This is a genomic window from Anaerotignum sp., from assembly GCF_017483025.1.
Lineage (GTDB): Bacteria > Bacillota > Clostridia > Lachnospirales > Anaerotignaceae > Anaerotignum_A.
This window is the reverse complement of record NZ_JAFUMA010000010.1, coordinates 87758-112659: the sequence shown is the minus strand read 5'-3', so window position 1 is coordinate 112659 and position 24902 is coordinate 87758. Positions and strand designations below refer to the sequence as shown.

Genomic DNA, 24902 nt, shown 5'->3' with positions numbered 1-24902 from the left:
TTATTTGTTGTCTACTTCGTACATGTGAGCAATCAGGTCAACAACTTTGTTGGAATAACCCCATTCGTTGTCGTACCAAGCAATCAGTTTTACGAAGTTGTCATCCAAGATGATACCTGCTGTTGCGTCAAAGATACATGTATGGTAGTCACCCAGCATATCTGAGGATACTACTTCATCATCAATATAGCTTACGATACCTTTCATGTATGTTTCGGAAGCTTCTTTTACTTTTGCACAGATTTCTTCGTATGTAGCGGGTGTTTTCAGTCTTGCTGTCAGGTCAACTACGGATACGTCATTTGTAGGAACACGGAAGGACATACCTGTCATTTTGCCTTTCAGTTCAGGGATAACACGACCTACAGCCTTTGCTGCACCTGTTGTGGAAGGAATAATGTTGTTGAATACGGAACGGCCTGTTCTCCAGTCACGGCCGGCACGAGCGTCAACTGCTTTCTGTTTTGCTGTTGCAGAGTGGATGGTGCTCATCAGCCCCTGTTCGATGCCGAAGTTATCCTGTACGATCTTAACCAGGGGTGCCAGGCAGTTTGTTGTACAGGATGCGTTGGATACGATATCCATATCCTTTGTGTATGTTTCATGATTTACACCCATAACGAATGTAGGCATGATTTCGTCTTTAGAAGGTGCTGTCAGAACAACTTTCTTTGCACCGCCGACTTTATGCAGAGCTGCTTTTTCCATTGTATTGAATGCGCCTGTGGATTCAACGATGTATTCTGCGCCGCATTCTTTCCAGTTGATCAGGGAAGCATCGCTTTCGCTGAATACGTGGATTTTATGACCATTTACGATAATACAGTTTTCGCCGATTTCGATATCGCCATCAAAACGACCGAAGATGGAGTCATATTTCAGCTGATATACCATATAATCCAGTTCTGCATTTCTCAGGTTGATACCACAAAGTTCAAACTGATCCTGACGCTGCATCAGAACTCTGAATACAACTCTGCCGATACGACCAAAACCATTGATGCCAACTTTAATTGCCATTGGATTCTTCCCCTCTCATATATAAAAATAGGAATGACTAGTTACATTTACTGTATTATTCTAACACTTTTATCATGAAAATTCTTGCAAAATTTGTAAATAATTTTTTTTCAGAAGTCTATACAGGAAAAGATTGGTTAGATGTGATAGGATTTATACAAACTGGTCATTTTTGTGGGACACAAAATGTCCCTTTCGTAAATCTGGACAAAAAAGTGGGACATTTTTTGTCCTATTTTTCTTTCTTACTTTTTCTTGACAAAAAGAAAATGCCCTAAACTCAGAGAGTTTAGGGCTATATTTTTCTTAATACCTACTTTACTTAGGCTTCGTCAACCTTTGCAATATGTTTGATCAGATCCAGTACTTTGTTGGAGTAACCCCATTCATTGTCGTACCAGCAAACCAGTTTTACAAAGTGATCGTTCAGAGCGATACCTGCTTTTGCGTCGAAAATAGATGTGTGAGGGTCAGACAGGAAGTCTGTGGATACTACGTCATCTTCTGTGTAGTCCATGATACCCTTCATTTCATTTTCAACTGCTTTTTTGATAACTTCTTTAATTTCATCATAAGTTGCGGGTTTTTCCAGACGGCATGTCAGGTCAACTACAGATACGTCTACTGTAGGAACACGGAAGGACATACCTGTCAGTTTACCAGCCAGTGCGGGAATAACCTTACCTACAGCCTTTGCAGCACCTGTGCTGGAAGGAATGATATTTGTTGCAGCTGCACGGCCGCCTCTCCAGTCTTTTCTGGAAGGACCGTCTACTGTTTTCTGTGTTGCTGTGATGGAGTGTACTGTTGTCATCAGACCTTCAACGATACCGAAATTATCATTGATAACTTTTGCCAGAGGTGCCAGACAGTTTGTTGTACAGGATGCGTTGGATACGATTGTCATATCCTTTGTATATGTTTCGTGGTTAACGCCCATTACAAACATAGGAGCATCAGCAGAAGGAGCAGAGATGATAACTTTCTTTGCACCACCTTCAAAGTGCTGAGATGCTTTTTCCATTGTTGTGAACAGACCTGTAGATTCCAGAACGTAATCTACGCCAGCATCTTTCCAGGGGATTTCCTTGGGATCCATGCAGTTATAAACGATAACTTCATGACCGTTTGCGATCAGCTTACCGTCTTTTTCTTCCAGCTGGCCCTGGAAACGACCGTGTGCAGAGTCATATTTCAGCATGTAGATCATGTAATCTACATCGATGAAAGGATCATTTACTGCAACGATATCCATATCGCCGCGTTCCAGCGCTGCACGGAAAAACAAACGACCAATTCTACCAAAACCATTAATACCAACTTTTGCCATAATAAATTCCTCCTCAATCATTCCTTTTTTATGTGGGACATTTTTTGTAGTTCGGCATCAAAAATGTCCTATCACCCATAGTATACCACAAAAATTTTTTTTCACAACAAAAAAATAGAAAAAACTGTCTATTTTCCGAAAAAATACATAGACAAAAGTTTTGGCGAAAGAAATTAATGCAAAATGCTGCTTTTCCCCCGCCAAATACCTGCTTTTTCCGGAATAACTACCAACAGTTTTTCCTATTTTTCAAATTTTATTCAAAAATTAATATTCATCATTGCGGATCAGATCAATGATGCTCAGAGTCAGCAGTGCTGCAGAAACAGCCAGAGATACTGCGCTTACAACCAAACGAGAAATTTTCATGCTCTCCCCTCCTTTGGAAAATAGTTGCATTTCATCTGGAATTATTTTATCATGTTAACCAGAACTTGTAAAATGAATTCTTTAAAAAAACGACAGGATGTGTTTTTATGATATTTATCGGCGGGATCGCCCAGGGCAGAAAGGATTTTGATTTCTTCAGACAAACCATGATTTGCAAAAAATGCGGACGCTACAGCAGTATTTCTGTTTTTATGGTCTATACCTACTTTAGCTTCTTTTTTATTCCTCTTTTCAAGTGGGGCAAAAAGTATTATGCCGTTTCCAATTGCTGCAATACAGTCTATTCCATCGATCAGGAGCTGGGCAAAGCTATCGAGCATGGTGAAAATGTGACTTTGCGAGAGGAAGATCTGACCATCGTTGGGATGGATACCAGCAGAACAAATAATTGCCCCGATTGTGGCTATCTGCTTACCCCTGAATATGAATACTGCCCGAAATGTGGCAGAAAGCTCTAATATAAAAATTAAGCAGGAACTCTGGAGGGTTCCTGCTTTTTTCATTTCAGACTTTCCTGCATTCGGGATAAGACCCGCTTTTCGATACGAGAGACCTGCACCTGAGAAATGCCGATATACTTCGCCACGTCGGACTGTGTCCTGTCTTGAAAATACCGCATGGTGATGATCTGCCGTTCCTTTGCGTCCAGATGCTCCAGGGCTTCCATTAAAGAAAGCCGCTCCAACATTTTATCATTTTCTGTCGTATCTGCCAGTTTATCTATCAGCTGCAGGGGTGCATTGTTGCCGTTTCCGCCCTGAGATGCATAAAGGCTTTCCACTTCCCTGCCAGATTCCAGAGCTAAAAGCAGTTCTTCCTTTTCTACTTCTAAAAGGGCTGCCATTTCCTGCAGAGTCAATTCTCTGTTTTCCTCCTGCAGGGCTTTTTCCTGCAGCTTCTTTGCACGATAGGAAAGCTCCTTCAGGCTGCGGCTGACCTTCACTGTCCCATCATCTCGCAGGAATCGTTTGATCTCTCCCATAATCATGGGAACGGCATAAGTGGAAAATTTCACATCATAGCTAAAATCGAATTTTTCGATACATTTCAAAAGCCCAATGGCGCCGATCTGATACAGATCCTCTGCTTCACTCCGCCCTTGGAAACGCCGTACAACGCTCCAGATGAGGCCGCTGTTTTCCTGCAGCAATTGATCCTTCGCGGCGGCATCGCCCGCCTGTGCCCTTCTGATGCACGCATAGGTATGCTCCATGGGATCACTCCTTTGCCAGAGTTTTTTCCATAAAGATACGGGTACCTTCGCCCACCCTACTTTCGACGCGGACACGTTCCATGAAGGTTTCCATGATGGTAAAGCCCATGCCGGAACGTTCCATTTCAGGTTTGGAGGTATAGAGAGGTTCCCGTGCCTGTGCTACGTTTTCGATGCCCTTTCCTTTATCCGCTACCTCTATGTAGATGTGCCTGCCCACATAGCCGCAGAAGAGTTCTACCATTCCTTCCCGGGTTTCATATCCATGAATGATGGCATTCGTGACTGCTTCGGAAACGGCGGTTTTGATGTCCGTCATCTCGGAGATGGTCGGGTCAAGCTGTGTTAGGAAGCCTGCGGCAAAGAGACGGGCAAAAGATTCATTTTCCGACTTTGCACTGAAAAAGACCTGTGCTTTGTTATCAAACTGCATCACTTTCCCTCCCTTCCGTATAGGCAATAGCTTCGTTCAGGGATGGGAAGGACGGCAATAAGCGGGACAATCCTGAAAGGTGAATGATTTCTTCGATCTTTTTATTGGGACAGGAAATGGCGATGCGCCCGCCCAAAGACTGTATCTGCTTATATCGTCCGATCATCACCCCGATGCCTGAGCTATCCATAAAAGTGACCTCCTGAAAGCCAACGATAATGTTTTTTCCGCCCATCTGCTCCAGGGCGCTTTCCGTCTGTCGACGAAGCTCCTGAGAGGTATGGTGATCGATCTCCCCTGCGATCAGTATGATAAGTGTTTTGTTTTTCCGTTTGAATTTCAATTCCATAAAAATTCCTCCTTTTCCAAAATGATAGCTGATTCGATGCTCTTTTTTTTCTCTTTTCGCCGCAACTTTCCTTTCCCTTCGACAAGCCCTGCAAAATTGGGACAGGAAAACTTCCATTCAGACACGCACAGACAACACATCTTCCCCATAAGATAAAATATCCCCTGAAACGGAGGTGTGCTTCGTGTTTCTGATTATCTGCATCCCCCTCTTGTGTGCCTTTTCTTCCTCAGGCTCCTTCCCCAGGCCCCTGTCGAAGGAAGAGGAGCAGCGATTGCTTTTGCAGTTCAAAAACAGTATCGACGAAGAAAAAGAAGCCGCCAAGCAGGAGCTGATTATGCATAACCTGCGGCTGGTGGCCCATATTGCAAAAAAATATCATAATCCCCAGCGAGATCCGGAAGAGCTGATTTCCATCGGCATCGTAGGGCTTATCAAGGCGATCCTTTCCTATGACAATGAAAAAAGCATACGTTTAGCCACGTATGCTTCCAGATGTATTGAAAATGAAATTTTGATGTCTCTGCGGTTTTCCAAGAAATTTCAGAATGACATCTCCCTCCATGAGCCCATCGGCACAGACCGGGACGGCAACGAGATTGTCATGTTAGATGTAATAAACAGCAACACGCCTGATTTTGCTGACCAACTGGATTTTTCCATTGAATCCCAAAAAATGCTCCGGGCTGTGCAGGAAAGGCTTTCCGAACGGGAGCGTATCGTCGTCATCCTGCGCTATGGGCTTTGGAATAGAGATGAGCTGACCCAGCAGGAGATCGCGGAACGGTTGGGTATCTCCCGTTCCTATGTTTCCCGCATCGAAAAAAAGGCATTGAAAAAGCTCAATGCCGCATTAAGTGAATAAACAGGGCTTTGCCCTGCTACATATCACCCTTCTTTTTTTCATTAAAAAAGGCCTGGCGATAAACCAGACCCGTTTCTTCTTTATTTAAAATGGCTGCCGTCCGCAATGACGCGCAATGCATTTTTCAGCGATGTAACTTCCTCTTCCGTGAAGCATTTCAAAACTTCCTCATTTACTTCATCAATGATCTTTGTGATAGGTTCCTGCAGCTGCTGGCCTTTTTCTGTAGGCACAACGCGAACTTCTCTTCTATCTTCTCTGTTGATGACACGATCGATGAGCCCTTTTTTCTGCATTCTGTCCAGAACACCGGAGATCGTAGAGGTTTCCAGGCAAAGAATCTCGGAAATCTGCTTCGGTGTTGCAAATTCCCTTTGCCACAGGCAGCTCAGCACGCCATACTGAGAAGGTGTCAGATCATATTCAGAAAGTTTTCCGCTCAAATACTGGAAAACAGTATGTTGTGAAGTTGTCAATAAATAGTTGATACATTGTGTTAATTCCATAAAATCTTACCTTGTCCTTCGTTTAGATACTATTAGAATATCTTTATTTCGACAGAAAATCAAGTTTTTTTATTTTACATCCGTGGGAATTTTGCGGAGCATATCAAACTTTTTAACAGGCTTGTCGAATTTCACTTTCAGAATTTCCTGGGGATGAGGTGCAGACTCCACGTTTTCGCCGTTCATATTTACGATTTCTGTCACTACCATGGCATAGGAATCGCCCTTTGCAGGCATTACCTCGATTTCCTCTCCAACAGAGAATTTATTTCTCTGTTCCACAACGGCAAAACCTGTTGCTTCATCCCAGTCCTCCTGCACCATGCCGATGAAATCATATTCACGAATGTAGGAATTGTTTGTATATACCTGCTGGTTGCCGTCGGGTTTGCCATAGTAGAAGGCTGTTGTGTATTCCCTATGGCTTGCCTTGGAAACCTCTGCCAGATAATAAGGCAGACGTTCTTCGTACAGCTTGGGGTCTGTGTAATAATCGTCAATGGCCTGTCTGTAGGCTTTTACGACCGTACCAACATAGAAAGGAGTTTTGATGCGTCCTTCGATCTTCAGGCTGTAGATACCCGCCTTTTCGATATCGGGAATATGTTCGATCATACAAAGATCTTTGGAATTGTAGATATAGGTGCCCCTTTCGTTTTCTTCGATGGGAATATATACGCCGGGTCTGGTCTCTTCCACTAGATGATATTTCCATCTGCAGGGATGGGCACATTCGCCCTTATTGGAATCTCTGCCTGTCAGGTAATTGCTTAAGAGGCATCTGCCGGAATAGGAAATGCACATAGCACCGTGTACAAAGGCTTCGATTTCCATATCTTCAGGGATATTATCACGCACTTCTCTGATTTCCTGCATGGAAAGCTCGCGGGCAACAACAACACGCTGCGCGCCCAGTTTATGCCACATCTGCGCGGATTTGTAGTTTGTGTTGTTTGCCTGGGTAGAAACGTGGATTTCCATATTGGGAACAGCTTCCTTTGCAATGGAGAACACGCCCAGGTCGGAAATGATCAGCGCATCTACGCCAATGGATTCCACTGCTTTGAAATATTCCGCCATGCCTTCGAAATCGTTATTATGTGCGAAAATATTTGCTGTTACATATACCTTTACACCATGTTCATGGGCAAACTTGACCCCCTCCGCCATGGTGTCGATATCGAAATTCTTCGCTTTGGCGCGCAGACCATAGGCCTCCCCACCGATATATACCGCATCCGCACCATAAAGCACAGCAATCTTCAGCTTTTCCAGATCGCCTGCAGGTGCCAGCAATTCCAGTCTTTTCTTATTCTGCATCGTCAGTATCTCCTTCTGCTTCGGGTTCTTTGAACTCGATTTCTTTCTTTTTATAGCACAGGGCAACGCCATCACCGATAGGGACGATAGAGGTTTCCAGTGCATCGTTGTGGGTAATTTCCCACAGGAAGTTTCTCAGTCTTTTGTGGATAGTGCGCTGTCTGCGGGGCACACTGAAGCGTGTCTGGGCGATGGTTCCGCCCTGCAGAACATCATCCACGATCAAGAGACCGCCAACAGGTAAAAGGCGCAGGCAGTGAGGCAGGAAAGCCTGATACTGGCCCTTCGCCGCATCCATGAAAATCACATCATAGGTGCCTTCCAAGGTAGGCAGGATATCCGCCGCGTCCCCTTCCAGGATTTTGATCTTATCCTCCAGGCCCATGCGCTTAATATTCACACGAGCATCCTTCAGCATCACTTCATAGCGGTCTATAGTGGTCACTGTGCCTTCTTCGGGCAGATAACGGCACATGAGCCCTGCGGAAAAAGCAACGGCTGTGCCAATTTCCAGAATATTTTTGGGCTTCTGCATGGTCAGCAGAACACTCAGCAGGCGGGCCACTTCAGGAGGCACGATAGGCACCTCCGCCGCAATGGCTTCCTTCTGAATTTCACCCAGAACGCCGTCATACATAGGCTGTACCGTACGCAGATAGGCATTCATTGTATCATCAGTTACGTAATTCATTTTCTTCTCTCCTATTTCTTACTGTGCGCTGGCGTTATATGCTGCCTTTGCATTCAGGAATTCATCGTAGGTTTCGCAATAAACGTGGTTATCCTTGCCCACTGCTTCCACGACATAATACAGGTAGTTATGTTCTTCAGGGTAAAGGGCTGCCTTGAAGGAAGATTCCCCGGGGTTAGAAATGGGACCCAGAGGCAGACCGTAGTTTTTGCGGGTATTGTAAGGGGAATCGATATTCAGGTCGTCCTGTGTCAATTCTCCGCTTGTTTTGCCCACTGCGTAAAGCACTGTAGCGTCGATGCCCAGTGTGATACCATCTCTCAGGCGGTTATACATAACACCTGCTGCTGTGGCTCTTTCTTCGGGCAGCTTGATCTCTTTTTCCACCATGGAAGCCACGGTCACGATCTCATCCAGGGTATGGCCGCTCTTTTCCACGGCTTTCTGATATTCGTCTGTATACATCTGGTCGAAACGAGCCAGCATGGCATCGATAATATCATGGGCTGTCATGCTTTCATGCAGGAAATAAGTATCAGGGAAGAGGTAGCCTTCCAATTTATATTCTCTGTCGGGCAGGTCTTTCAGAAAATCATAATCAAAAGTGCCGTTGTTACATTCGCTGATAAATTCCTCAGCGGTGCAAATACCTGTTTCCGCCGCCTTTTCTGCGATTTGTTTTACGGTATAGCCTTCGGGGATGGTGATCTTCAGATCAGCCGCCACCTTGCCACTCTGCAAAAGCTCCATGATCTGGCGCTTCGTCAGGCCTGTATCCACTTCGTAAGTACCCTGTTTATAGGTGCCGTCAAAGCCCTCCAGCTTACTAGTCAGCTTGAAGCCGAATACACTGCCGATCAGTTTGTTTTCTTTCAGAATTTTGGCGATATCCTCTGTGCCTGCGCCTTCAGGGATGGTGATAGTTACAGTCTGTCCGCTCATCTCCAATTCCTCTGTAGGGGGATTCATCAGGTGATTCATAAAGGTAAAGGACAGGATACCAATCACCAAAGCCACCACCAGCACGATCAGACCCTTTGCAAAGCCTGTCAGATGGCGTTTTTTGCGGTGCTTGCCCTTTCCGTGATTTTTTCCATGAGATGCAGAGGCGTGGTTTCTGCTGCTTCTTGTTTCTCTTTCGGGGCGTTCCGCTCTCATGGCACGCTCCGCTCTGCGGGGCTCCTCCCCATAGGGGGTATCCTGGGTAAATTCCGCCCGTCTTGCGGCTGCCCGCTGTTCATATTCCGCAAAGCTGTTCTGCCCCGTTACAAATTCTTCTTTTTTGGGGATGCATGTCTGCTCCTGATGAGAACTGCGCAGAGGACGACGTTCTTCCCTGACGGGATATCTGGTATTCCCATCTATTGAGGAGCTTTCCCTGCGAGGATATCTTGTATCGGAATATTCGTTTTCTCTATCAAATCTATCATCCATAAATGATGCTCCTTTCTTTATTCCATCATATTATTATACAGTTTTCTCCCTTTGCAGACAACCTTTTCTTCTCTCTATCAAAGAATTATGACGAATATTTTTCGAAATCTTTAAGTTTTTTGGAAACAGAGGAAAAGTGAAGTTTTTGTATCTTTTTTATGCTATAATAAAAAAGCATTAAAAACGAGAGGAGAACTTCCGTGAATTATCAAGAGTGTATTCATTATTTAGAGGAAGAAGTTGGCTTTGGTTCTGTACCAGGGCTGGAACGCATAAAATGTCTTTGTGAAAGGCTTGGGAACCCACAACAGAAGCTTTCCGTTATCCATATTGCAGGGACGAATGGGAAAGGTTCTGCTGTTGCCATGCTTTCTTCCATCCTGAAAGAAGCAGGATACCGTGTCGGGACATATACCTCTCCCCATCTGGAAAAATACAACGAGCGTTTCCTTATCAACGGCAAAGAAATTTCTGATGAAGATTTTACGAGGGAAATTACCCTGATGAAGAATATCTGCGAAGAACTGGCGGCGGAAGGCAAGGCGGTGCCTACCCTTTTCGAGATCGTCACAGGAGTCGCCTTCCATTATTTTGCGGAGCAAAAGGTGGATGTACTGATCCTGGAGGTAGGTCTTGGGGGCAGATATGATGCCACGAACATAGTGGCGGAACCCCTCCTTTCCCTCATCATGTCCATCAGCATCGACCATACGGATTTCTTAGGAGATTCCATTGAGAAAATTGCCGCGGAAAAAGCAGGTATCATTAAGAAAAATTGCCCTGTGGTGTTGTATTCCCAGGATGAAATAGTATATAATATGGTGAAGGATGCAGCAGACCGAATGGATGCTCCATTCTATTGTTTGAATGACGCAGAGATCGATGTCGCTTCGCAAACACTGGAAGGGTCTGTTTTCTCTGTCAAAAATAAATCGATGTCTTTGGAAAAAGTGGAACTGCCTTTGTTGGGTTCTTATCAAATCAGCAACTGCGTGACCGTTCTGGAAGCCTGCAGAGTCCTCAAGAAAAGAGGATTGCAGCTTTCTGAGGAAGCTGTCCGCAGAGGTCTGAAAAATGCTCACTGGGCAGGCAGAATGGAGATTTGCAGAAAAGAGCCTCTGGTAATTCTAGATGGCGCCCATAACGAAGATGGTATCCATCAGCTGGCAAAGTCCCTTTCCGTTTATTTCAGGGACAAAAAAGTCACCCTGATCCTTGGCGTTCTGGGAGACAAGGAATATCACAAAATGGCGGAGCATATCCTCCCCCATGCGGATTCTGTCATTCTGACAGAACCCCACAGTGAACGAAAGCTGGATGTATTTACTCTGGCCCGTTCCATTTCCAATCACAACGGCACCATCTATACGGAAAAAGAAATCGAGGATGCTTACGAAAAAGCACTCTCCCTCACCCCTGCAGAGGGCATCATCCTCTGCTGCGGATCTCTTTATATGATCGGCGCCATGCGAACCTATATCACCAACAGAAGCAGATGAAACGGAGGAATGTCCCGTGTTTAATTTTAAAGATGAATTGAGCAGATATCAGCCTATCATGGAGATCGACCAGATCGAAGAATCCCTGCACCCTTCCCAGATGCAGGACTTACTAGATATTTTGCAGCATATTGCGAAAGAGAAAAAACAGACACCCACACAGGATTAAGACAAAGGAGCGAATGTCATGAAATGCCCGAATTGCGGTTTTGAATTTTTTGAGGGCTGCCATTGTCCCGACTGTGGGGTCGATGTATATGTGTTCCGTAAGGCGCGCAACGCGTCCATCCGCCTGTATAATGAGTCTATCAAACTGGCGGAGGAAAGAGACCTTTCCGGTGCAGCGGCGAATCTGGAACAGAGCCTTCTTTTTGATAAAAATAACGTACAGGCAAGAAACCTGCTGGGTCTGATCTATTGCGAAACAGGCCGTATTGGTGATGCCCTGAAACATTGGATCGTCAGCACTTCCATCCTGCCCGAAGGCAACGCTGCCGCAGGCTATATCGATTTTCTGCAGAAAAACGGCAGAGAAATGGAAAAATGTAACGACGCTGTGCGTATGTATAACCAGGCCATCACATACCTGAAACAGGGCAGCGATGACCTTGCCATCATCCAGCTGAAAAAATCTCTTGACAATAATCCAGATTTTCTGGATGCCTATAACCTGATGACCCTTTGCTGCATCGAGGATAAGAATATCAAGCGTGCCCAACACTTCAACGATATCGTGCTGAAACGAGATATTCACAATCCCCTTGCCCTGCATTATGCCCAGCTGATCGGCAATTCCCCTGCCCCTTCTGCCCTGAAGGTACAGGATAAGCCTAAGGCAGCAAAGTCCGCCATCAGCGTGAAGAAGACTGACAGCAATCCCCCTATCCCCCGTTATAAACGAAGAGAAAAGACCAACAGCGTATTGGAAAAACGCGATCTCTTGGCTTTCCTGGCAGGTATTGCGGTGGCGGCTATCGTGATCCTGGTTCTGATCGTTCCTGCCATCAATGAAGGTAAGAATACGAAGATTAAGGAGCTGGAAACGGCTGTGGAAAACTATGCCGGCGAAACGGATATGACACCGGAAGAGGTTCTTGCCATGCGTACAGAACTGACAAAGCTGCAGGAAGAAAACAAGCTGCTGCGCAGCGAAGAAAATAAACAGGCGAACCTGGAGCTGCTGGAAACAGCCGTGGCGCAGATGACAGACGGCGATTATGAAGCCTGCGTAACGACATTAGATTCCATCGATACCGTAAGCTTCAGCGAAGAGGATCTGGCAAAATATAATTCCGTGAAGACGACAGCCTACCCCAAGGCGGCAGATTCCTACTATACAAAAGGCAAGAGCCAATTCTTGAGCAACAATTTTACAGAAGCAAAAACATATCTGGAAACAGCCCTGAATTACACCAGCAATGAAAACTTCGTGGATGATGCCATCTATTACCTGGCGAAGATCGCAGAAGAAGATGGCGATGCAGAAAATGCAAAGAAATATTATAATAAGATCATCAGCGAATTCCCTGATTCCAACCAGATCAGCAATGTAAGAAATGCGCTGGATCAATTGAATAAAGAATAAGAAATTCCCCTCGCAAAGCAGCGAGGGGTTCTTTTTGCAATCAAAAAGGAGCTGATCTATAGGAACAGCTCCTTTCTTTGTTTTATTTCATATATTTTTCGTGCAGTTCTTTATATTTTTCTGTGTAGACCTGATTCTGTTTCTGCTGGAAGAGACTGTTGTGAATATGGTCTTTTACTTCCTCAAAGGGAGCAACAGATGCCTCTTTCTTATCTTCCACCTTGATCAGATGATAACCAAACTGTGTTTTTACAGGGCCCACTACCTGACCAACTTCTGCCGCGAAGGCAGCCTGATCGAATTCGGGAACCATCTGGCCTCTGCCGAATTCACCCAAATCGCCGCCCTGGGCATTGGAGGGACAGGAAGAATACTTCATTGCAGCATCTTCAAAGGAAACACCGCCTTCTGCGATGGCTGCCATGATCTCATTGCATTTTTCTTCATCATCCACCAGGATGTGCTTTGCGTGTACAGTTTCGCCCTTTGTGAAGTGCTGAGGATTTGCTTCATAGAATGCCCTTTCCTCTTCCTCTGTCACATCTACATCCTTCAGGACTTTATTCACCGCCAGCTGGGCAAGAATATCTCTTTTGGCTGTTGCCATCATGGATTTGAATTCTTCTGTTTCATCCATTTTTTCTTCCACTGCCATTTTTGCATACAAGTGCATAGCAAGGATCTGTTTCAGGCAATGTTCTCTGAACTGAGGATTTGCCGCATAGATCTTCTGTTCCTGAGGCAGATTTGCGATATATGCATCAACCTCCGCATCTGTGATATTCACACCATCGATGGTGGCTAAAATATTCTGTTCGCTCATGTTGTTTCTCCTTAAATTCTTTTCTTTCTTACTGGATACCGAAGTCATTGCTGCTCCACATATCGTCATCGGGGATCTGATCGCTGTAGCCAGGATCGGATGCGCCAGAGTCTGTGGGAACAGAAGGATCGAGTATGATTGCTGCGCCTGTATGGGCCGCATCGCAGACCTCGCTCACGTTAATATCCAGCTTGCCTTCTGGAATTTCGGAAGGCTTGCCTTCGATATTGCCGCTAGCATCCACTGCAAGTACCACCTGCTCTGTGCTTTCTGTCGGACAGTTGGGAGAAGCGATTTTGCCGCTTTCCTTACAGATGATATAGGATTTATGCATAGTGCATGTGCCGCTGCTGTCACCCTTGAAATCGGTGGTCACATAGTCGCTGTGGGTGCCATAGCCATAGTAATCGCTGTTACACAGTTCTGTAGGGGTCAAACCGCTTGCAGAGCAATAGGAACGTGTCGTCAAACCGTCAGGTTTTTCGAATTCTTTATTTTTCAGGCCCTGATCGTAATGGATATCCGTCATGACAGATTTCCAGATACGCAAATGGGCATTGCCTGCATTTTTGATCTCTTTCTGGGTATCGTAACCCATCCAGATACCTGCAGTATAATAGGGGGTATAGCCATAGAAGGTCAGGTCGATGGTGTCATTGGTCGTACCTGTCTTACCTGCCACGTTCATGCCGCTGATGCCGGCCTGACCGCCGGTACCCTTGGTGATAACGTCACGCATCATATCTGTCAGCAGGAATGCTGTTGTTTCTTTCAGAACTCTGTGGCTTTCCTGATCTTCGTTATCCAGCAGCACGTTGCCATCATGGTCATATACCACAGTGTAGAACATGGGTTCGTAATAGGTACCGCCATTGGCGATGGATGCATATGCCGCTGTTTCCTCCAGAACGGAAACACCCTGGGTCAGACCGCCCAGTGCTGTTGTGGCTGCCTTATCTCTTTCATCGATAGTGGTGAAGCCGAAGTCCAGCAGATATTCATAGGCTGTATCAGCGCCGACCATAGTGAAGGTCTTGACTGCCAGCACGTTCATGGAGTGCCAGATACCCTGACGGACTGTTGTAGGGCCGATATATTTGCCGTCCCAGTTTTTGGGAGACCAGCTGCCATAGGTAACGGGTTCATCGATGATGATGGAACCGGGCATCAGAAGGCCTGTATCGATGGCAGGTGCATAAGCCGCCAGAGGCTTCATTGTGGAACCCTGCTGACGCAGTGCCTGTGTGGCGCGGTTGAAGACGGAATCGCCGGGCTTTTCGCCGCGGCCGCCTACCAGCGCCTTTACTTCGCCATTAGACTGGTCCATGATGACCATGGCCGCCTGCAGGGATTTGGAAACAGTCAGTTTATCCAGAACCAGTGTATGAGTCTCATCCAGCAGTTCTTTTTTTACGGATTCCACAAAGGCATCTACTTCTTCCTGGCTGGTCACAGTTGTATTCTTTTCATAATGGGACTGATTGCTGCTTTCATCAGGATTTTCCGTGTCCAATACAGAAATCAGATAGGTTACATCCATGGAACCATCCCCTGCAGGGAAGAGATTATCGTTCTTCATGGCTGCTTCCGCCGTTGCCTGCATATCGGTATCCATAGTGGTATGGATCTGCAGACCGCCGCTGTAAATCAGATTGGAAGCCTGGGCTTCTGTCATGTTTTTCTTTTCTACCAAATCCTTTTTGATCTGTTCCACAGCTGCTTCTACGAACCAGTTGTGTTTTGCATTGCCCTCTTCTTCAGATGCTTCCTTGCAGATCAGATGTCCGTAAACATCCTCTGCCACAGCTGCGTCATGCTCTGCCTGCGTGATCATATCCAGATCCAGCATTTTATCCAGAACGGTCAGCATACGCTTGCGGCTTTCTTCTTCGTTTACGTCAGGCGCATATTTACTGGGATGCTTTGTGATACCTGCAATACATGCAGACTCCGCCAGAGTCAGTTCGCTGGCATGTTTTCCAAAATAATACTGGGATGCTGCTTCTACACCATGGAGACCATGATGCAGAGCGATCGTATTCAGATACAGTTCCAGAATGTATTTCTTTGCGTCCTCCTTGGAGCCCAGCTGTTTTTCCAGGGCATTTTCCAGAGAGACTGCCAGATACTGTTCCTTCACTTTTCTGGTGATGCTCTTTTCATTGGTCAGCACTTCATTTTTGATGACCTGCTGGGTGATGGTACTTGCACCCTGAGAGAAGCTCATCGTCTTTACGTTTTCGAGCATAGCACGCATGATGCCTCGCATGTCAATACCATTATGTTCGTAGAAACGCTTGTCCTCGATGGCAACGACTGCATTCTGCATATTCGTGGTGATAGCAGAAAGCTTCACATATTCTCGGTTTTCCGAGCCATGCAGCTTATCTACTGCTTCCCCATCCGCATCATAGATGACAGAGGTGTAGGAATCAGGCATAACATCGGATGTGTTGAGCATATCCGTGCTCTGCAGGATGCCGAAAACAGTGCCCAGAACAGCGCCGGCAACGGCAAAGCCGATCACCACAGCAACGACCAGCAATACTTTCCCGATCTTACCATTTACGGTACGTTTCTTTCTGCGCTTTCTGCGTTTTTTGCTTGATGTATTTGAGGAAGATGTTCGTTTGGTTCGCTGAGAAGTGCTTCTGGAAGAGCCAGAAGAGCGTCTTGCTTCAGCGCCTGTTCTGCTGCCGGAACGATTCGAGGAACTCCTCCTGTGTTGGGATTCACTCATATTTTAAGCCTCCTGTTTGTGTCCATAAGTTAAGCCGAAACGGTCTGGATAAAATCCATATTCCGCCATTTTACAAACATTATACTTTATGATTATAACAAATTTTTTCGGCAAAAGGAAGACATTTTCACAAATTTATCAAGTGTTGTGTTGCTGTGCTTTGTTAATTTTTTCTTCCAGCCGCCGAAAAAAGCCGAAAAGCAGCCTGCCACACCGCTGAAAAAAACATGAGGCCACCTTATTTTTCATATCATAAAAAGGGAGGGCTGACCTATGCGAAAAAAACAACGAAAATGGAAAAATCATCATTTACTGATTCTTTTTTTAGGGGTTTTCCTGCTTTCTTTTCTGCTGTTTTCTTTTCTGGAAAGCCGCTTTCTGCCGCCTTTGCAGGAAATTTCTCATATGCAATGCAGAGCTTTGGCAAATCAGATCATTGATGAAGCCACGACGGAGATCCTTTCAGATGGGGACTTTTCCGCCTCTTCCCTTTTGCTGCGCAGCGAGGATGGGGAAAGCTACACAGCCAATACGGCTCTGGTCAATCGGTTTTGCGCCCTCCTCAGCCGGGATGTAACAAAGGGACTGAATGAATTACCCGACGAAGTGATACAAATTCCCATAGGCGCGGCGACAAAATGGAGTTTTTTTGCCAACAGGGGGCCTGCTGTCTCCTTCACGCTGGTTCCCATGGGGTCAACAAAAGTGGATTATGAAACGGATTTTTCTTCTGTTGGCATCAATCAGATCAACTATAAAATATGGCTGGATGTATCTATAGAGCTGAAGATCGTGAACCCTCTGTATCAGGAAGCCTTGACACTGGAAAGAAAGATCATGCTGGCAGACCTGATCTTCGGCGGAAAGATCCCTGAACATTACTTTCAAATGACACAACCACGCGAATATCTATTGACAGAATGAACAAAATGCTAGTATGATAATAGGTAATGAGTTTGATTTGATATGGAGGTAATAGATATGATCAAAACATTAAGAGAATTCTGGACAGAAGTTGCTGAGATCTGCTATGACAGCAGTGATTACGGTATGATCGCACAGATCCGTTCTCAGTTCAGAACAAACGAGATCAATGGCTTTGCAAACGCTTTCATCCCCGGTACTGAGATTTTGAAGGATGGTAAAAACGGCGCTCCTGTTGCAATGAAAGGTAAGGCAGATGATAATAAGGGCATGACAGGCGATGAAGAAATCGATTTCCACGGCCTGCAGCTGTTCGATTATTCCGATATGAAGGGCGACTGGATGATCGTTACCTTCCCCGACAAGGAATCTCTGGAAAAACATCTGCTGAGCGAAGGCGGCGCGCTGAACATTTACTCTTCTGATATGATCGTATTTGAAGACGGCGTATACAAACCCTTCCAGATCATGTTCAATGGCGACAATGATACAGTAATCCCCATCGACCCCGATGCTTTCGATACACCTCTGGATGTTGCTGCAATGCAGGATCGTATCTGGGTAAGATGGATGGACCCCAAGGAACTGGAACCCCTGACAGACGAAGAAGTGGAAGCATATAGACGCTCTATCGGCAGATAAGTTCTCGAAAAACGAAAAGCACCTCAAATGAGGTGCTTTTTTGTTTACAATTTTTCGTGAAAACGTCTTTCGTATTCCTCTGCCAACCCTTCTCTGAAATCAGGATGGGCGATGGCGATGAGGGCTTTTGCCCTTTCCTTCAGGCTTCTGCCCCAAAGTTGGGCGATGCCATATTCTGTTACTACGTAATTGATCTCCGTACGGGGCGTCGTTACAACAGCGCCATGGTCGATGAAAGGCACGATTTTAGAGATCTTTCCGCCTGCCGCCGTGGAAGGCAGTGCGATGATAGCTCTGCCGCCCTTACTCATGGTGGCGCCACGGATGAAGTCCACCTGACCACCTACACCGCTGAATTGCATGCCCTTTACCACTTCTGCGTTGATCTGCCCCATCAGGTCTACCTGAATGGCGGAATTGATGGATACCATATTATCATTCTGGGCGATCACGTAAGGGTCATTGACGTAATCTACGCCCCGCAGCTCGAAGCAGGGGTTGTTATCCAGAAAATCATACAATTTCTGGGTGCCTGCAGCGAAGGTAGCGATGCTCTTACCCTTATTGATGGTCTTTCGTTTATTGTTGATGACGCCGCTTTCGATCAGGTCAACGATGCCCTCTGCCGCCATTTCTGTATGAAGGCCCAGGTCTTTTTTATCCTTCAGGAAGGTCACCACTGCATCAGGGATACCTCCGATACCCAACTGTAGGGTATCACCGTCCTTTACCAGAGAAGCGCAGTATTCCCCTATTTTCCGTTCCACATCAGTGATTACGGGAGGATTCAGGATAGGCAATGCTGTATCCTCTTCCACGATGATATCGATATCGCGCAAATGAATGAAGGAATCCCCCATGACACGGGGCATGTTTTTATTCATCTGAGCGATGATCAACTTGGCGTTATCCTTTGCCCAGGGCAGATGATCGATGCCAAGGCCCATGGAGCAATAGCCATGCTCGTCCGGCTCGGAAATGGAAAGTAGCAGTACATCCAGCCCACCCCTTTCCGTCAGCATACGGGGATACATATGGAAAAAACAGGGAAGATATTCCCCACGGCCATCGGCTACGGCCCCTCTTGTACTGCCGCCCAGGAAATAACCGAAGAAACGCAGGTGTTTTTCCATCCCCGGCGCCAGAGGAGGCTCTTCCTTCCGTAGGGAAAGCATCAGGTGCATATCCACATTTTCAAAAGCTTCCGCATTTCTGGCCAGGGCATCCACCAGAGCATAGGGCTCGGAGCCCACATGGGCAATGGAGATGGTATCTCCCGATTTGATATGAAGAACTGCTTCATCAGCAGTTAGAATTTTTCCGCTAAATTTTTCTTTCCAATTCATTTGATACATCCTCCTTTTTTAAAGTTCGTCAAATCACGCCTTCAGCATACCATATTTTTTCATGTAGGACAATCAGAGGAAGCGTGTGCACGACAAAAAAAGCACACCCCCATTGGAGTGTGCCTTTGATTTTGAGTTAATATGATTAGCCTTCCTGTACGAAGGAAACCAGCAGGTCGCCCTGGTTTACTTTTTCGCCTTCCTTTGCGTAGATCTTGTCGATCACGCCGTCCTGGTTGGCAACGATGGATGTTTCCATCTTCATTGCTTCTACTGTCAGCAGAGGCTGGTTCTTCTTCACTTCTTCGCCCTCTTTTACCAGTACTTTGGATACTGTACCGGGGATGGAAGAGCCCAGGTGGAAAGGATTGTTCTTATCTGCTTTCAGTTTACCATCGCTCTTAACTTCCAGATGCTTATCCAGAACCTTGATCTCACGCATTACGCCATTGATTTCAAAGGTCAGGGAGCGGAAGCCTTCCGCGTTGGGTTCTGTCATATCAACATATTTGATGATGATCTCTTTACCTTCGCCAATTTCGATGGAAGTTTCTTCGCCCTTCGCCAGACCGAAGAAGTATACATCACTGCTCAGTTTGGATACGTCTGTATAGTATTCCCAGTGATCTGTGTAGTCATCGTATACCTTAGGATACAGGGCATAGGAGATGACATTTCTGGAGTTGGGATTTTTCCATTCGTGATTATTTACCAGATGCTTCGCAATGGCATCCCAGTCTGCAGGAGGCAACAGCGCACCTGCTCTGCCCTCGATGGGTTTCTGACCTTTCAGAACGATCTTCTGCAGGTCTTCGGGGAAGCCGCCTTCGGGCTGACCGATATTACCCAGGAAGTAATCCACTACGGAATCGGGATAAGACAGCTCTGCGCCTTCTGTCAGGATATTATCCTTTGTCAGACCGTTTTTAGACATGAAGATCGCCATATCACCGACTACTTTAGAAGAAGGTGTTACTTTAACGATGTTGCCCAGCAGGTCGTTAGCATCTTTGTACAGATGTTTGATCTCTTCGAACTGGTCAGCGGAGCCCATGGCTTTTACCTGAGCCAGCAGGTTGGAATACTGACCGCCGGGGATCTCATATTTATAGATTTCTGTGTTGGGTGTCTTCATTTCAGATTCGAAGCCTGTGAAGATCTGACGAACGCCCTGGTAATAGTGGCTCAGCTCTGTCAGCTGGTCCACATCCAGGCCTGTGTCTCTGTCTGTGCCCTTCAGTGCTTCCACAACAGCATTCATGGAGGGCTGGCTTGTCAGAGAGGACATGGACTGGATCGCCAGGTCAGCAATATCCACACCTGCTTCCGCAGCCATCAGAACCGTACTTACACCATTGCCTGTTGTATCATGAGTATGCAAGTGCAGAGGAATGTTCAGTTCTTCTTTCAGGGTGCTGAACAGCTTCTTAGCTGCATAGGGCTTCAGCAGACCTGCCATGTCTTTGATAGCAAAAATGTGGCAGCCCAGTTCTTCCAGTTCTTTCGCTTTTCTTACATAGTAGTCCAGTGTGTATTTTGTTTCGTTGGGGTCCATAATATCGCCTGTGTAGCAGATGGCACCTTCAACGATCTTGCCTGTTTTCAGAGCTTCTTCGATGGGCATCTTCATGTTTTCCACCCAGTTCAGGGAGTCGAAGATACGGAACACATCGATGCCGCGTTCTGCAGAAACCTTGATGAATTCGCGAACCACGTTATCGGGATAGTTTGCATAGCCAACGGCATTGGAAGCACGCAGCAACATCTGGATCAGAGTGTTTGGCATTGCTTCGCGCAGCTGCTGCAGACGAACCCAGGGGGATTCCTTCAGGAAACGATAGGCAACGTCAAAGGTTGCGCCGCCCCATGCTTCTACGGAGAAGGCATTGGCCATCGCCATATTGGTTGCGGGAGCTGCAGCCACCAGGTCATTGGTACGCAGTCTTGTTGCCATCAGAGACTGATGGGCGTCACGCATAGTCGTATCTGTTACCAGCAGGCGTTTTTCCTGCAGGATGGACTGGGTGAAGTCCTTTGCGCCCATTGCCAGGAATTTATCTCTTGCGCCGGGTACATTAATCGTTGTACCATTTTCTGCCTTGCCGAAGGAAGGAACAATAATGGGATCGAACTGAGGCTTGTTGCCCTTGGATTCATTTACGATCTGGTTGCCGATGAATTCAGCGATCTTACTTGCTCTGTCCTGACCGGGAACGAAATGGAACAGATCGGGTGTATTTTCAATGAATGTTGTAGTGCATTTGCCCTCTCTCCATGTTTTGCTCTGCAGCACGTTGATGAGGAAAGGAATATTTGTTTTTACGCCACGGATACGAGTTTCCTTGATGGCACGGATGGCTTTATTTGTTACGCCGCGGAAAGTTCTGTCACGGGCGATGATCTTAACCAGCAGGGAATCGTAGTAAGGTGTGATCTCAGCGCCTGCATGGGCAGCAGCGCCGTCCAGACGGATACCGTTGCCTGCGGGGGAACGATATACACTGATCTTGCCTGTATCTGGCATGAAGTTATTGGAAGGGTCTTCTGTTGTGATTCTCAGCTGGATGGAGTATGCGTTGCACTGTACATCTTCCTGAGAAGCCAGACCGATCTGAGGTGCATACAGAGGGTAGCCTTCTTCGATCAGGATCTGCGCCTGTACGATATCAACACCTGTTACTTCTTCTGTAACGGTATGTTCTACCTGGATACGGGGGTTCATTTCGATGAAGTAGTAGTTTTCATCAGCATCTACCAGGAATTCCAGAGTACCTGCGTTTTTATAGCCTACGTGCTTAGACAGGCGAACGGCGTCTGCCAGGATCTTTTCACGAACAGGCTGACTTACTGTGAAAGCGGGCGCAAATTCCACTACTTTCTGGTGACGGCGCTGTACGGAACAGTCACGGTCGAACAGGTGAACAACGTTGCCGTATTTATCGCCCAGCACCTGTACTTCGATGTGTTTGGGGTCACGCAGATATTTTTCCACGAAAATCTTATCATCACCGAAGGCTTTTTTCGCTTCGTTTCTTGCTTCGTCAAATTCCTTGGGCATTTCTTCTGCGGAATTAACGATACGCATACCACGACCGCCGCCGCCGTTGGAGGCTTTCAGCATAACGGGATAGCCGACCTTTTCCGCAACTTCCATCACTTCATCCAGATTACGGATGGCATAGTCAACACCGGGGATGATGGGCACGCCACATTCGATAGCCATTTTCTTGGAGGAGATCTTATCACCCATTTTGTACATAACATCTACATCAGGGCCGATAAAGTCGATGCCTTCCTTTTTGCAGGCTTCTACGAAATCAGGGTTTTCCGACAGGAAGCCATAGCCGGGATGGATGGCGTCTACGCCCTTTGCTTTTGCGATTTTAATGATATTTTTGATATCCAGATAAGCGTCCAAAGGACCTTTTTCTGGATTCAGCATATAAGCTTCGTCAGTTTTTGTACGGAACAGCGCGTATTTATCTTCCTTGGAGAAAATACCGACTGTCTGGATGCCCAGTTCGTTCAGGGCACGGTAAACACGAATGGCGATTTCGCCACGGTTTGCAACCAGAACTTTTTTATATCTTTTGATTTTCACGTTCTGCATTGGGAATACCTCCTTTTCGTTCTTTCCGTTATTTGTACATAACGCTTTATTTTCAAATACCATTTTGGCTAAGTTTACCAAATCATAGTTTCTCCCTATTATAATACAGGATTGCCTATTCGTAAACTAAAATTTCTCAGGAATTCTCATAAGAAATACTTATGTCTATGTGCTGTAGACAAAATTAACATTTTTTCAGTCAATTCCCTTTTTACCAAAGACACCGTTTAGAAGTTGTGACAAAAATTTTGACTCAACCACCTGGATATTCTCCAAATTGATGTCTCTCATGCCGCCTGCAGGAATGAACACCTTTTCGAAGCCCATTCTGTCCAACTCCTTTACGCGAGTCTCCATGGAAGGGACACGCTTCAACTCTCCCGTCAGGCCAACGTCCGCAATGAACGCCCAGCTTGCAGGAATGGGCTTATCGTAAACGGAAGAAGCAATACTCATCAGGACAGCAAGATTCGCCGCTTGTTCCTTCAAATGTAAGCCACCAGTGGTTTTCACTACTACATTTTTGTCATAGAGCTTGATACCGCCCCTCTGTTCCAGAATGGAAATAAGAGTATTCATAGTGTCCTTTTTCATAGTCTCGCTGATGCGAGAGGAATATGGGGTAAAAGATGGAGAAACCAGACTTTCAATTTCTGCAATGACAGGACGGGAGCCTTCCTTCAGCACGGCAATGGCACTGCCGGAAACCGCATCGCCCTTTCCCCTCTTCGTTACAAAATATGCGGAAGGATTATCAATAGAAGCCAGACCTGTTTCTGTCATAGTGAAAAAGCCCATTTCGCCCGTGCTGCCGAAACGATTCTTTGTTGCCACCAGACAGCGCAGCTCATCTGCACCTTCCCCTTCCAGAACCAGAACAGCATCCACCAGATGCTCCAATGCTCTAAGGCCTGCGATCTCATCACTTTTGTTCATCTGCCCGATCATCAGAACAGCACGGGGACGCTTCTTATTTTTTGCCTGAGCCACCAGGGCCGAGGCACACTCCATAGTCTGTGTGGGATTGCCCGCCCGGGAAGGCAGGAATTCCGACAGAGAGAAGGTCTGGATACTATCCAATATAATAAGGTCGGGGTCGATTTCAGAAATTGCTTCCAGTACTCTATCCATGGAAGTATCTGCTAATATCCAGATATTCTGCTCAATATTTTCCAGAATACGGTCGGCGCGGCTTTTGATCTGGCTGTCGCTTTCCTCGCCGGATGCATAAAGCACACGACAGCCCTGCTTCGCCAGAGCGGAAGCCGCCATAAGGGACAAAGTGGATTTGCCGCCGCCGGGGGGAGATGTGATGATGGTGACAGAATCGCGGACGATGCCGCCGCCCATAACACGATCAAATTCCGTGATGCCCGTCAAAAGACGCTGATCATTCCCCGTTTCCACATCAGAAAGGCGAGAGATGGGCTGTTTCGACACAGCTTTCGCCATTTTTGCGCCACTTTTCACTTCTTCCACTTCTTCCATCGTGTTCCATTCTCCACAATCGGGGCATTTTCCTGCCCATTTCGAACTTTTATACCCACAATTGGAGCATTTATATACTGTTTTGACTTTCATAATTCCACCTCAATGAAAAAAGGACTGTAACGTATCAGGTTACAGTCCCGTTGGTGTTTCTCAGCCGATTTTTTCGATTGCAACAGAAGGTGCATTTTTACCCAGCTCTACGCTGAAGTTTACTTTACCTGCCAGGTTTGTTTTCATTTTGCCAACGTTTACATCGTCGATCAAAATCTTGTATTCTGTTTCAGGTTCCAGTTCCATTGTGATCTGAACGTTTTCATCGCCTTCCACTGTGAAGTGTGCGCCTTTTTCGTTCATTTCGAAATTATGTACGGTTGCGCCGGGAACTGCTTCCAGAAGCATTTTGCCGTTTTTTTCCAGTTTTGTGATTTCCTTGAATGTTTTCACTTTATACAGATCGCCGTTTACTTCGAAATCCAGAACTTTTTTCTTTTCATCCATCAGGTGATTGCCGAAGCTGATAGTGCCGTTGTCTTCCTGTCTGATCAATTCTTCGATTACTGCCATGTTCAGTACCTCCAGTTCGCTTCTCTATTGTGTTTCGCCTGGGGCAGATTATGCATCCTGCCCCAAACGCCTTGGCCATTATCGCTCATACAGCCCAAAATCAGCAGGCTATATGATTTATATAATT

General features: G+C 46.2%; 22 protein-coding genes. 7 read left to right on the top strand and 15 right to left on the bottom strand.

Annotated features, from left to right (window positions below; genetic code table 11):
- Together gap (IJ369_RS00960) and gap (IJ369_RS00955) are read right to left on the bottom strand one after the other, a co-directional pair.
- On the bottom strand, positions 1-1020 hold the full coding sequence (gene gap, locus IJ369_RS00960; RefSeq protein WP_290714937.1) for a type I glyceraldehyde-3-phosphate dehydrogenase: 1020 nt from the start codon (positions 1018-1020) through the stop codon (positions 1-3).
- Positions 1021-1342: 322 nt separating this feature from the next.
- On the bottom strand, positions 1343-2350 hold the full coding sequence (gap, locus tag IJ369_RS00955; protein ID WP_330612873.1) for a type I glyceraldehyde-3-phosphate dehydrogenase: 1008 nt from the start codon (positions 2348-2350) through the stop codon (positions 1343-1345).
- Between the two features lie 476 nt (positions 2351-2826).
- Here gap (IJ369_RS00955) and IJ369_RS00950 point away from each other — a divergent pair, with 476 nt between their 5' ends.
- Positions 2827-3198 (top strand): zinc ribbon domain-containing protein, encoded by a 372-nt coding sequence (locus IJ369_RS00950; protein ID WP_290714935.1) that lies wholly within the window; start codon positions 2827-2829, stop codon positions 3196-3198.
- Positions 3199-3239: 41 nt separating this feature from the next.
- Here IJ369_RS00950 and IJ369_RS00945 read toward each other — a convergent pair whose 3' ends face one another.
- The 3 genes from IJ369_RS00945 to IJ369_RS00935 are packed head-to-tail and all read right to left on the bottom strand — an operon-like array spanning position 3240 to position 4735.
- On the bottom strand, positions 3240-3953 hold the full coding sequence (locus IJ369_RS00945; RefSeq protein ID WP_290714932.1) for a SigB/SigF/SigG family RNA polymerase sigma factor: 714 nt from the start codon (positions 3951-3953) through the stop codon (positions 3240-3242).
- A 4-nt stretch (positions 3954-3957) separates the two neighbouring features.
- Positions 3958-4386 (bottom strand): anti-sigma F factor, encoded by a 429-nt coding sequence (spoIIAB, locus tag IJ369_RS00940; protein ID WP_290714930.1) that lies wholly within the window; start codon positions 4384-4386, stop codon positions 3958-3960.
- Positions 4376-4735: an STAS domain-containing protein gene (locus IJ369_RS00935; protein WP_290714928.1), complete on the bottom strand. Its 360-nt coding sequence runs from the start codon at positions 4733-4735 to the stop codon at positions 4376-4378. Before IJ369_RS00935 ends, spoIIAB begins: the two co-directional genes overlap by 11 nt.
- A gap of 184 nt (positions 4736-4919) precedes the next feature.
- Here IJ369_RS00935 and sigK point away from each other — a divergent pair, with 184 nt between their 5' ends.
- Entirely contained in the window at positions 4920-5600 is a 681-nt protein-coding gene (gene sigK / locus IJ369_RS00930) for an RNA polymerase sporulation sigma factor SigK (protein ID WP_290714925.1), read from the top strand.
- An 80-nt stretch (positions 5601-5680) separates the two neighbouring features.
- On the opposite strand, the gene IJ369_RS00925 is transcribed toward sigK, so the two are convergent.
- The 4 genes from IJ369_RS00925 to mltG all read right to left on the bottom strand — a co-directional run bounded on the left by IJ369_RS00925 (position 5681) and on the right by mltG (position 9551).
- A complete protein-coding gene (locus IJ369_RS00925; RefSeq protein WP_290714922.1) occupies positions 5681-6106 on the bottom strand; it encodes a MarR family winged helix-turn-helix transcriptional regulator in 426 nt (141 codons plus the stop codon).
- 69 nt (positions 6107-6175) lie between these two features.
- Positions 6176-7426, bottom strand: coding sequence for a peptidase U32 family protein (locus IJ369_RS00920; protein WP_290714919.1), 1251 nt, complete (start codon positions 7424-7426; stop codon positions 6176-6178).
- The gene (locus IJ369_RS00915; protein WP_290714916.1) at positions 7416-8117 is read right to left on the bottom strand and encodes an O-methyltransferase; all 702 of its coding nucleotides are present in this window, start codon (positions 8115-8117) and stop codon (positions 7416-7418) included. The genes IJ369_RS00920 and IJ369_RS00915 overlap by 11 nt, the downstream gene beginning before the upstream one ends.
- A gap of 18 nt (positions 8118-8135) precedes the next feature.
- A complete protein-coding gene (gene mltG / locus IJ369_RS00910; RefSeq protein ID WP_290714914.1) occupies positions 8136-9551 on the bottom strand; it encodes an endolytic transglycosylase MltG in 1416 nt (471 codons plus the stop codon).
- A 200-nt stretch (positions 9552-9751) separates the two neighbouring features.
- Here mltG and IJ369_RS00905 point away from each other — a divergent pair, with 200 nt between their 5' ends.
- The 3 genes from IJ369_RS00905 to IJ369_RS00895 are packed head-to-tail and all read left to right on the top strand — an operon-like array spanning position 9752 to position 12635.
- Positions 9752-11050: a bifunctional folylpolyglutamate synthase/dihydrofolate synthase gene (locus IJ369_RS00905; RefSeq protein WP_290714911.1), complete on the top strand. Its 1299-nt coding sequence runs from the start codon at positions 9752-9754 to the stop codon at positions 11048-11050.
- Positions 11051-11066: 16 nt separating this feature from the next.
- Positions 11067-11219 carry a hypothetical protein gene (locus tag IJ369_RS00900; protein ID WP_290714908.1) on the top strand — a complete coding sequence of 51 codons (153 nt, stop codon included), beginning with the start codon at positions 11067-11069 and terminating at the stop codon, positions 11217-11219.
- Positions 11220-11237: 18 nt separating this feature from the next.
- A complete protein-coding gene (locus IJ369_RS00895; RefSeq protein WP_290714906.1) occupies positions 11238-12635 on the top strand; it encodes a tetratricopeptide repeat protein in 1398 nt (465 codons plus the stop codon).
- An 82-nt stretch (positions 12636-12717) separates the two neighbouring features.
- Here IJ369_RS00895 and IJ369_RS00890 read toward each other — a convergent pair whose 3' ends face one another.
- Together IJ369_RS00890 and IJ369_RS00885 are read right to left on the bottom strand one after the other, a co-directional pair.
- Positions 12718-13458 carry a peptidylprolyl isomerase gene (locus IJ369_RS00890; RefSeq protein ID WP_290714904.1) on the bottom strand — a complete coding sequence of 247 codons (741 nt, stop codon included), beginning with the start codon at positions 13456-13458 and terminating at the stop codon, positions 12718-12720.
- Positions 13459-13486: 28 nt separating this feature from the next.
- On the bottom strand, positions 13487-16198 hold the full coding sequence (locus IJ369_RS00885) for a transglycosylase domain-containing protein (protein ID WP_290714901.1): 2712 nt from the start codon (positions 16196-16198) through the stop codon (positions 13487-13489).
- A 405-nt stretch (positions 16199-16603) separates the two neighbouring features.
- On the opposite strand from IJ369_RS00885, the gene IJ369_RS00880 reads away from it, so the two are divergent.
- Both IJ369_RS00880 and IJ369_RS00875 read left to right on the top strand, forming a co-directional pair.
- On the top strand, positions 16604-17122 hold the full coding sequence (locus IJ369_RS00880; RefSeq protein WP_290714898.1) for a sporulation protein YunB: 519 nt from the start codon (positions 16604-16606) through the stop codon (positions 17120-17122).
- Positions 17123-17179: 57 nt separating this feature from the next.
- Positions 17180-17764 (top strand): hypothetical protein, encoded by a 585-nt coding sequence (locus tag IJ369_RS00875; RefSeq protein ID WP_290714895.1) that lies wholly within the window; start codon positions 17180-17182, stop codon positions 17762-17764.
- A 44-nt stretch (positions 17765-17808) separates the two neighbouring features.
- Here the strand turns inward: IJ369_RS00875 and IJ369_RS00870 are convergent, their stop codons facing one another.
- The 4 genes from IJ369_RS00870 to IJ369_RS00855 all read right to left on the bottom strand — a co-directional run bounded on the left by IJ369_RS00870 (position 17809) and on the right by IJ369_RS00855 (position 24775).
- Positions 17809-19110: an acetyl-CoA hydrolase/transferase family protein gene (locus tag IJ369_RS00870; RefSeq protein WP_290714892.1), complete on the bottom strand. Its 1302-nt coding sequence runs from the start codon at positions 19108-19110 to the stop codon at positions 17809-17811.
- 145 nt (positions 19111-19255) lie between these two features.
- On the bottom strand, positions 19256-22720 hold the full coding sequence (locus IJ369_RS00865; RefSeq protein ID WP_290714890.1) for a pyruvate carboxylase: 3465 nt from the start codon (positions 22718-22720) through the stop codon (positions 19256-19258).
- 195 nt (positions 22721-22915) lie between these two features.
- Positions 22916-24301 (bottom strand): DNA repair protein RadA, encoded by a 1386-nt coding sequence (gene radA, locus IJ369_RS00860; RefSeq protein ID WP_290714888.1) that lies wholly within the window; start codon positions 24299-24301, stop codon positions 22916-22918.
- A gap of 60 nt (positions 24302-24361) precedes the next feature.
- Entirely contained in the window at positions 24362-24775 is a 414-nt protein-coding gene (locus tag IJ369_RS00855; protein ID WP_290714886.1) for an endosialidase, read from the bottom strand.
- Between the last annotated feature and the right edge of the window lie 127 nt (positions 24776-24902).

Excerpts from the sequence above, each read along its gene's own strand:
- spoIIAB (WP_290714930.1), bottom strand. The coding sequence starts at position 4,386 with ATGCAGTTTGATAACAAAGCACAGGTCTTTTTCAGTGCAAAGTCGGAA.
- radA (WP_290714888.1), bottom strand. The coding sequence starts at position 24,301 with ATGAAAGTCAAAACAGTATATAAATGCTCCAATTGTGGGTATAAAAGT.
- IJ369_RS00890 (WP_290714904.1), bottom strand. The coding sequence starts at position 13,458 with ATGAGCGAACAGAATATTTTAGCCACCATCGATGGTGTGAATATCACA.
- IJ369_RS00870 (WP_290714892.1), bottom strand. The coding sequence starts at position 19,110 with ATGAATTGGAAAGAAAAATTTAGCGGAAAAATTCTAACTGCTGATGAA.
- IJ369_RS00915 (WP_290714916.1), bottom strand. The coding sequence starts at position 8,117 with ATGAATTACGTAACTGATGATACAATGAATGCCTATCTGCGTACGGTA.
- gap (WP_290714937.1), bottom strand. The coding sequence starts at position 1,020 with ATGGCAATTAAAGTTGGCATCAATGGTTTTGGTCGTATCGGCAGAGTT.
- IJ369_RS00945 (WP_290714932.1), bottom strand. The coding sequence starts at position 3,953 with ATGGAGCATACCTATGCGTGCATCAGAAGGGCACAGGCGGGCGATGCC.
- IJ369_RS00950 (WP_290714935.1), top strand. The coding sequence starts at position 2,827 with ATGATATTTATCGGCGGGATCGCCCAGGGCAGAAAGGATTTTGATTTC.
- IJ369_RS00865 (WP_290714890.1), bottom strand. The coding sequence starts at position 22,720 with ATGCAGAACGTGAAAATCAAAAGATATAAAAAAGTTCTGGTTGCAAAC.
- IJ369_RS00880 (WP_290714898.1), top strand. The coding sequence starts at position 16,604 with ATGCAATGCAGAGCTTTGGCAAATCAGATCATTGATGAAGCCACGACG.
- IJ369_RS00895 (WP_290714906.1), top strand. The coding sequence starts at position 11,238 with ATGAAATGCCCGAATTGCGGTTTTGAATTTTTTGAGGGCTGCCATTGT.
- IJ369_RS00925 (WP_290714922.1), bottom strand. The coding sequence starts at position 6,106 with ATGGAATTAACACAATGTATCAACTATTTATTGACAACTTCACAACAT.
- IJ369_RS00920 (WP_290714919.1), bottom strand. The coding sequence starts at position 7,426 with ATGCAGAATAAGAAAAGACTGGAATTGCTGGCACCTGCAGGCGATCTG.
- IJ369_RS00885 (WP_290714901.1), bottom strand. The coding sequence starts at position 16,198 with ATGAGTGAATCCCAACACAGGAGGAGTTCCTCGAATCGTTCCGGCAGC.
- IJ369_RS00875 (WP_290714895.1), top strand. The coding sequence starts at position 17,180 with ATGATCAAAACATTAAGAGAATTCTGGACAGAAGTTGCTGAGATCTGC.
- gap (WP_330612873.1), bottom strand. The coding sequence starts at position 2,350 with ATGGCAAAAGTTGGTATTAATGGTTTTGGTAGAATTGGTCGTTTGTTT.
- mltG (WP_290714914.1), bottom strand. The coding sequence starts at position 9,551 with ATGGATGATAGATTTGATAGAGAAAACGAATATTCCGATACAAGATAT.
- IJ369_RS00935 (WP_290714928.1), bottom strand. The coding sequence starts at position 4,735 with ATGGAATTGAAATTCAAACGGAAAAACAAAACACTTATCATACTGATC.
- IJ369_RS00855 (WP_290714886.1), bottom strand. The coding sequence starts at position 24,775 with ATGGCAGTAATCGAAGAATTGATCAGACAGGAAGACAACGGCACTATC.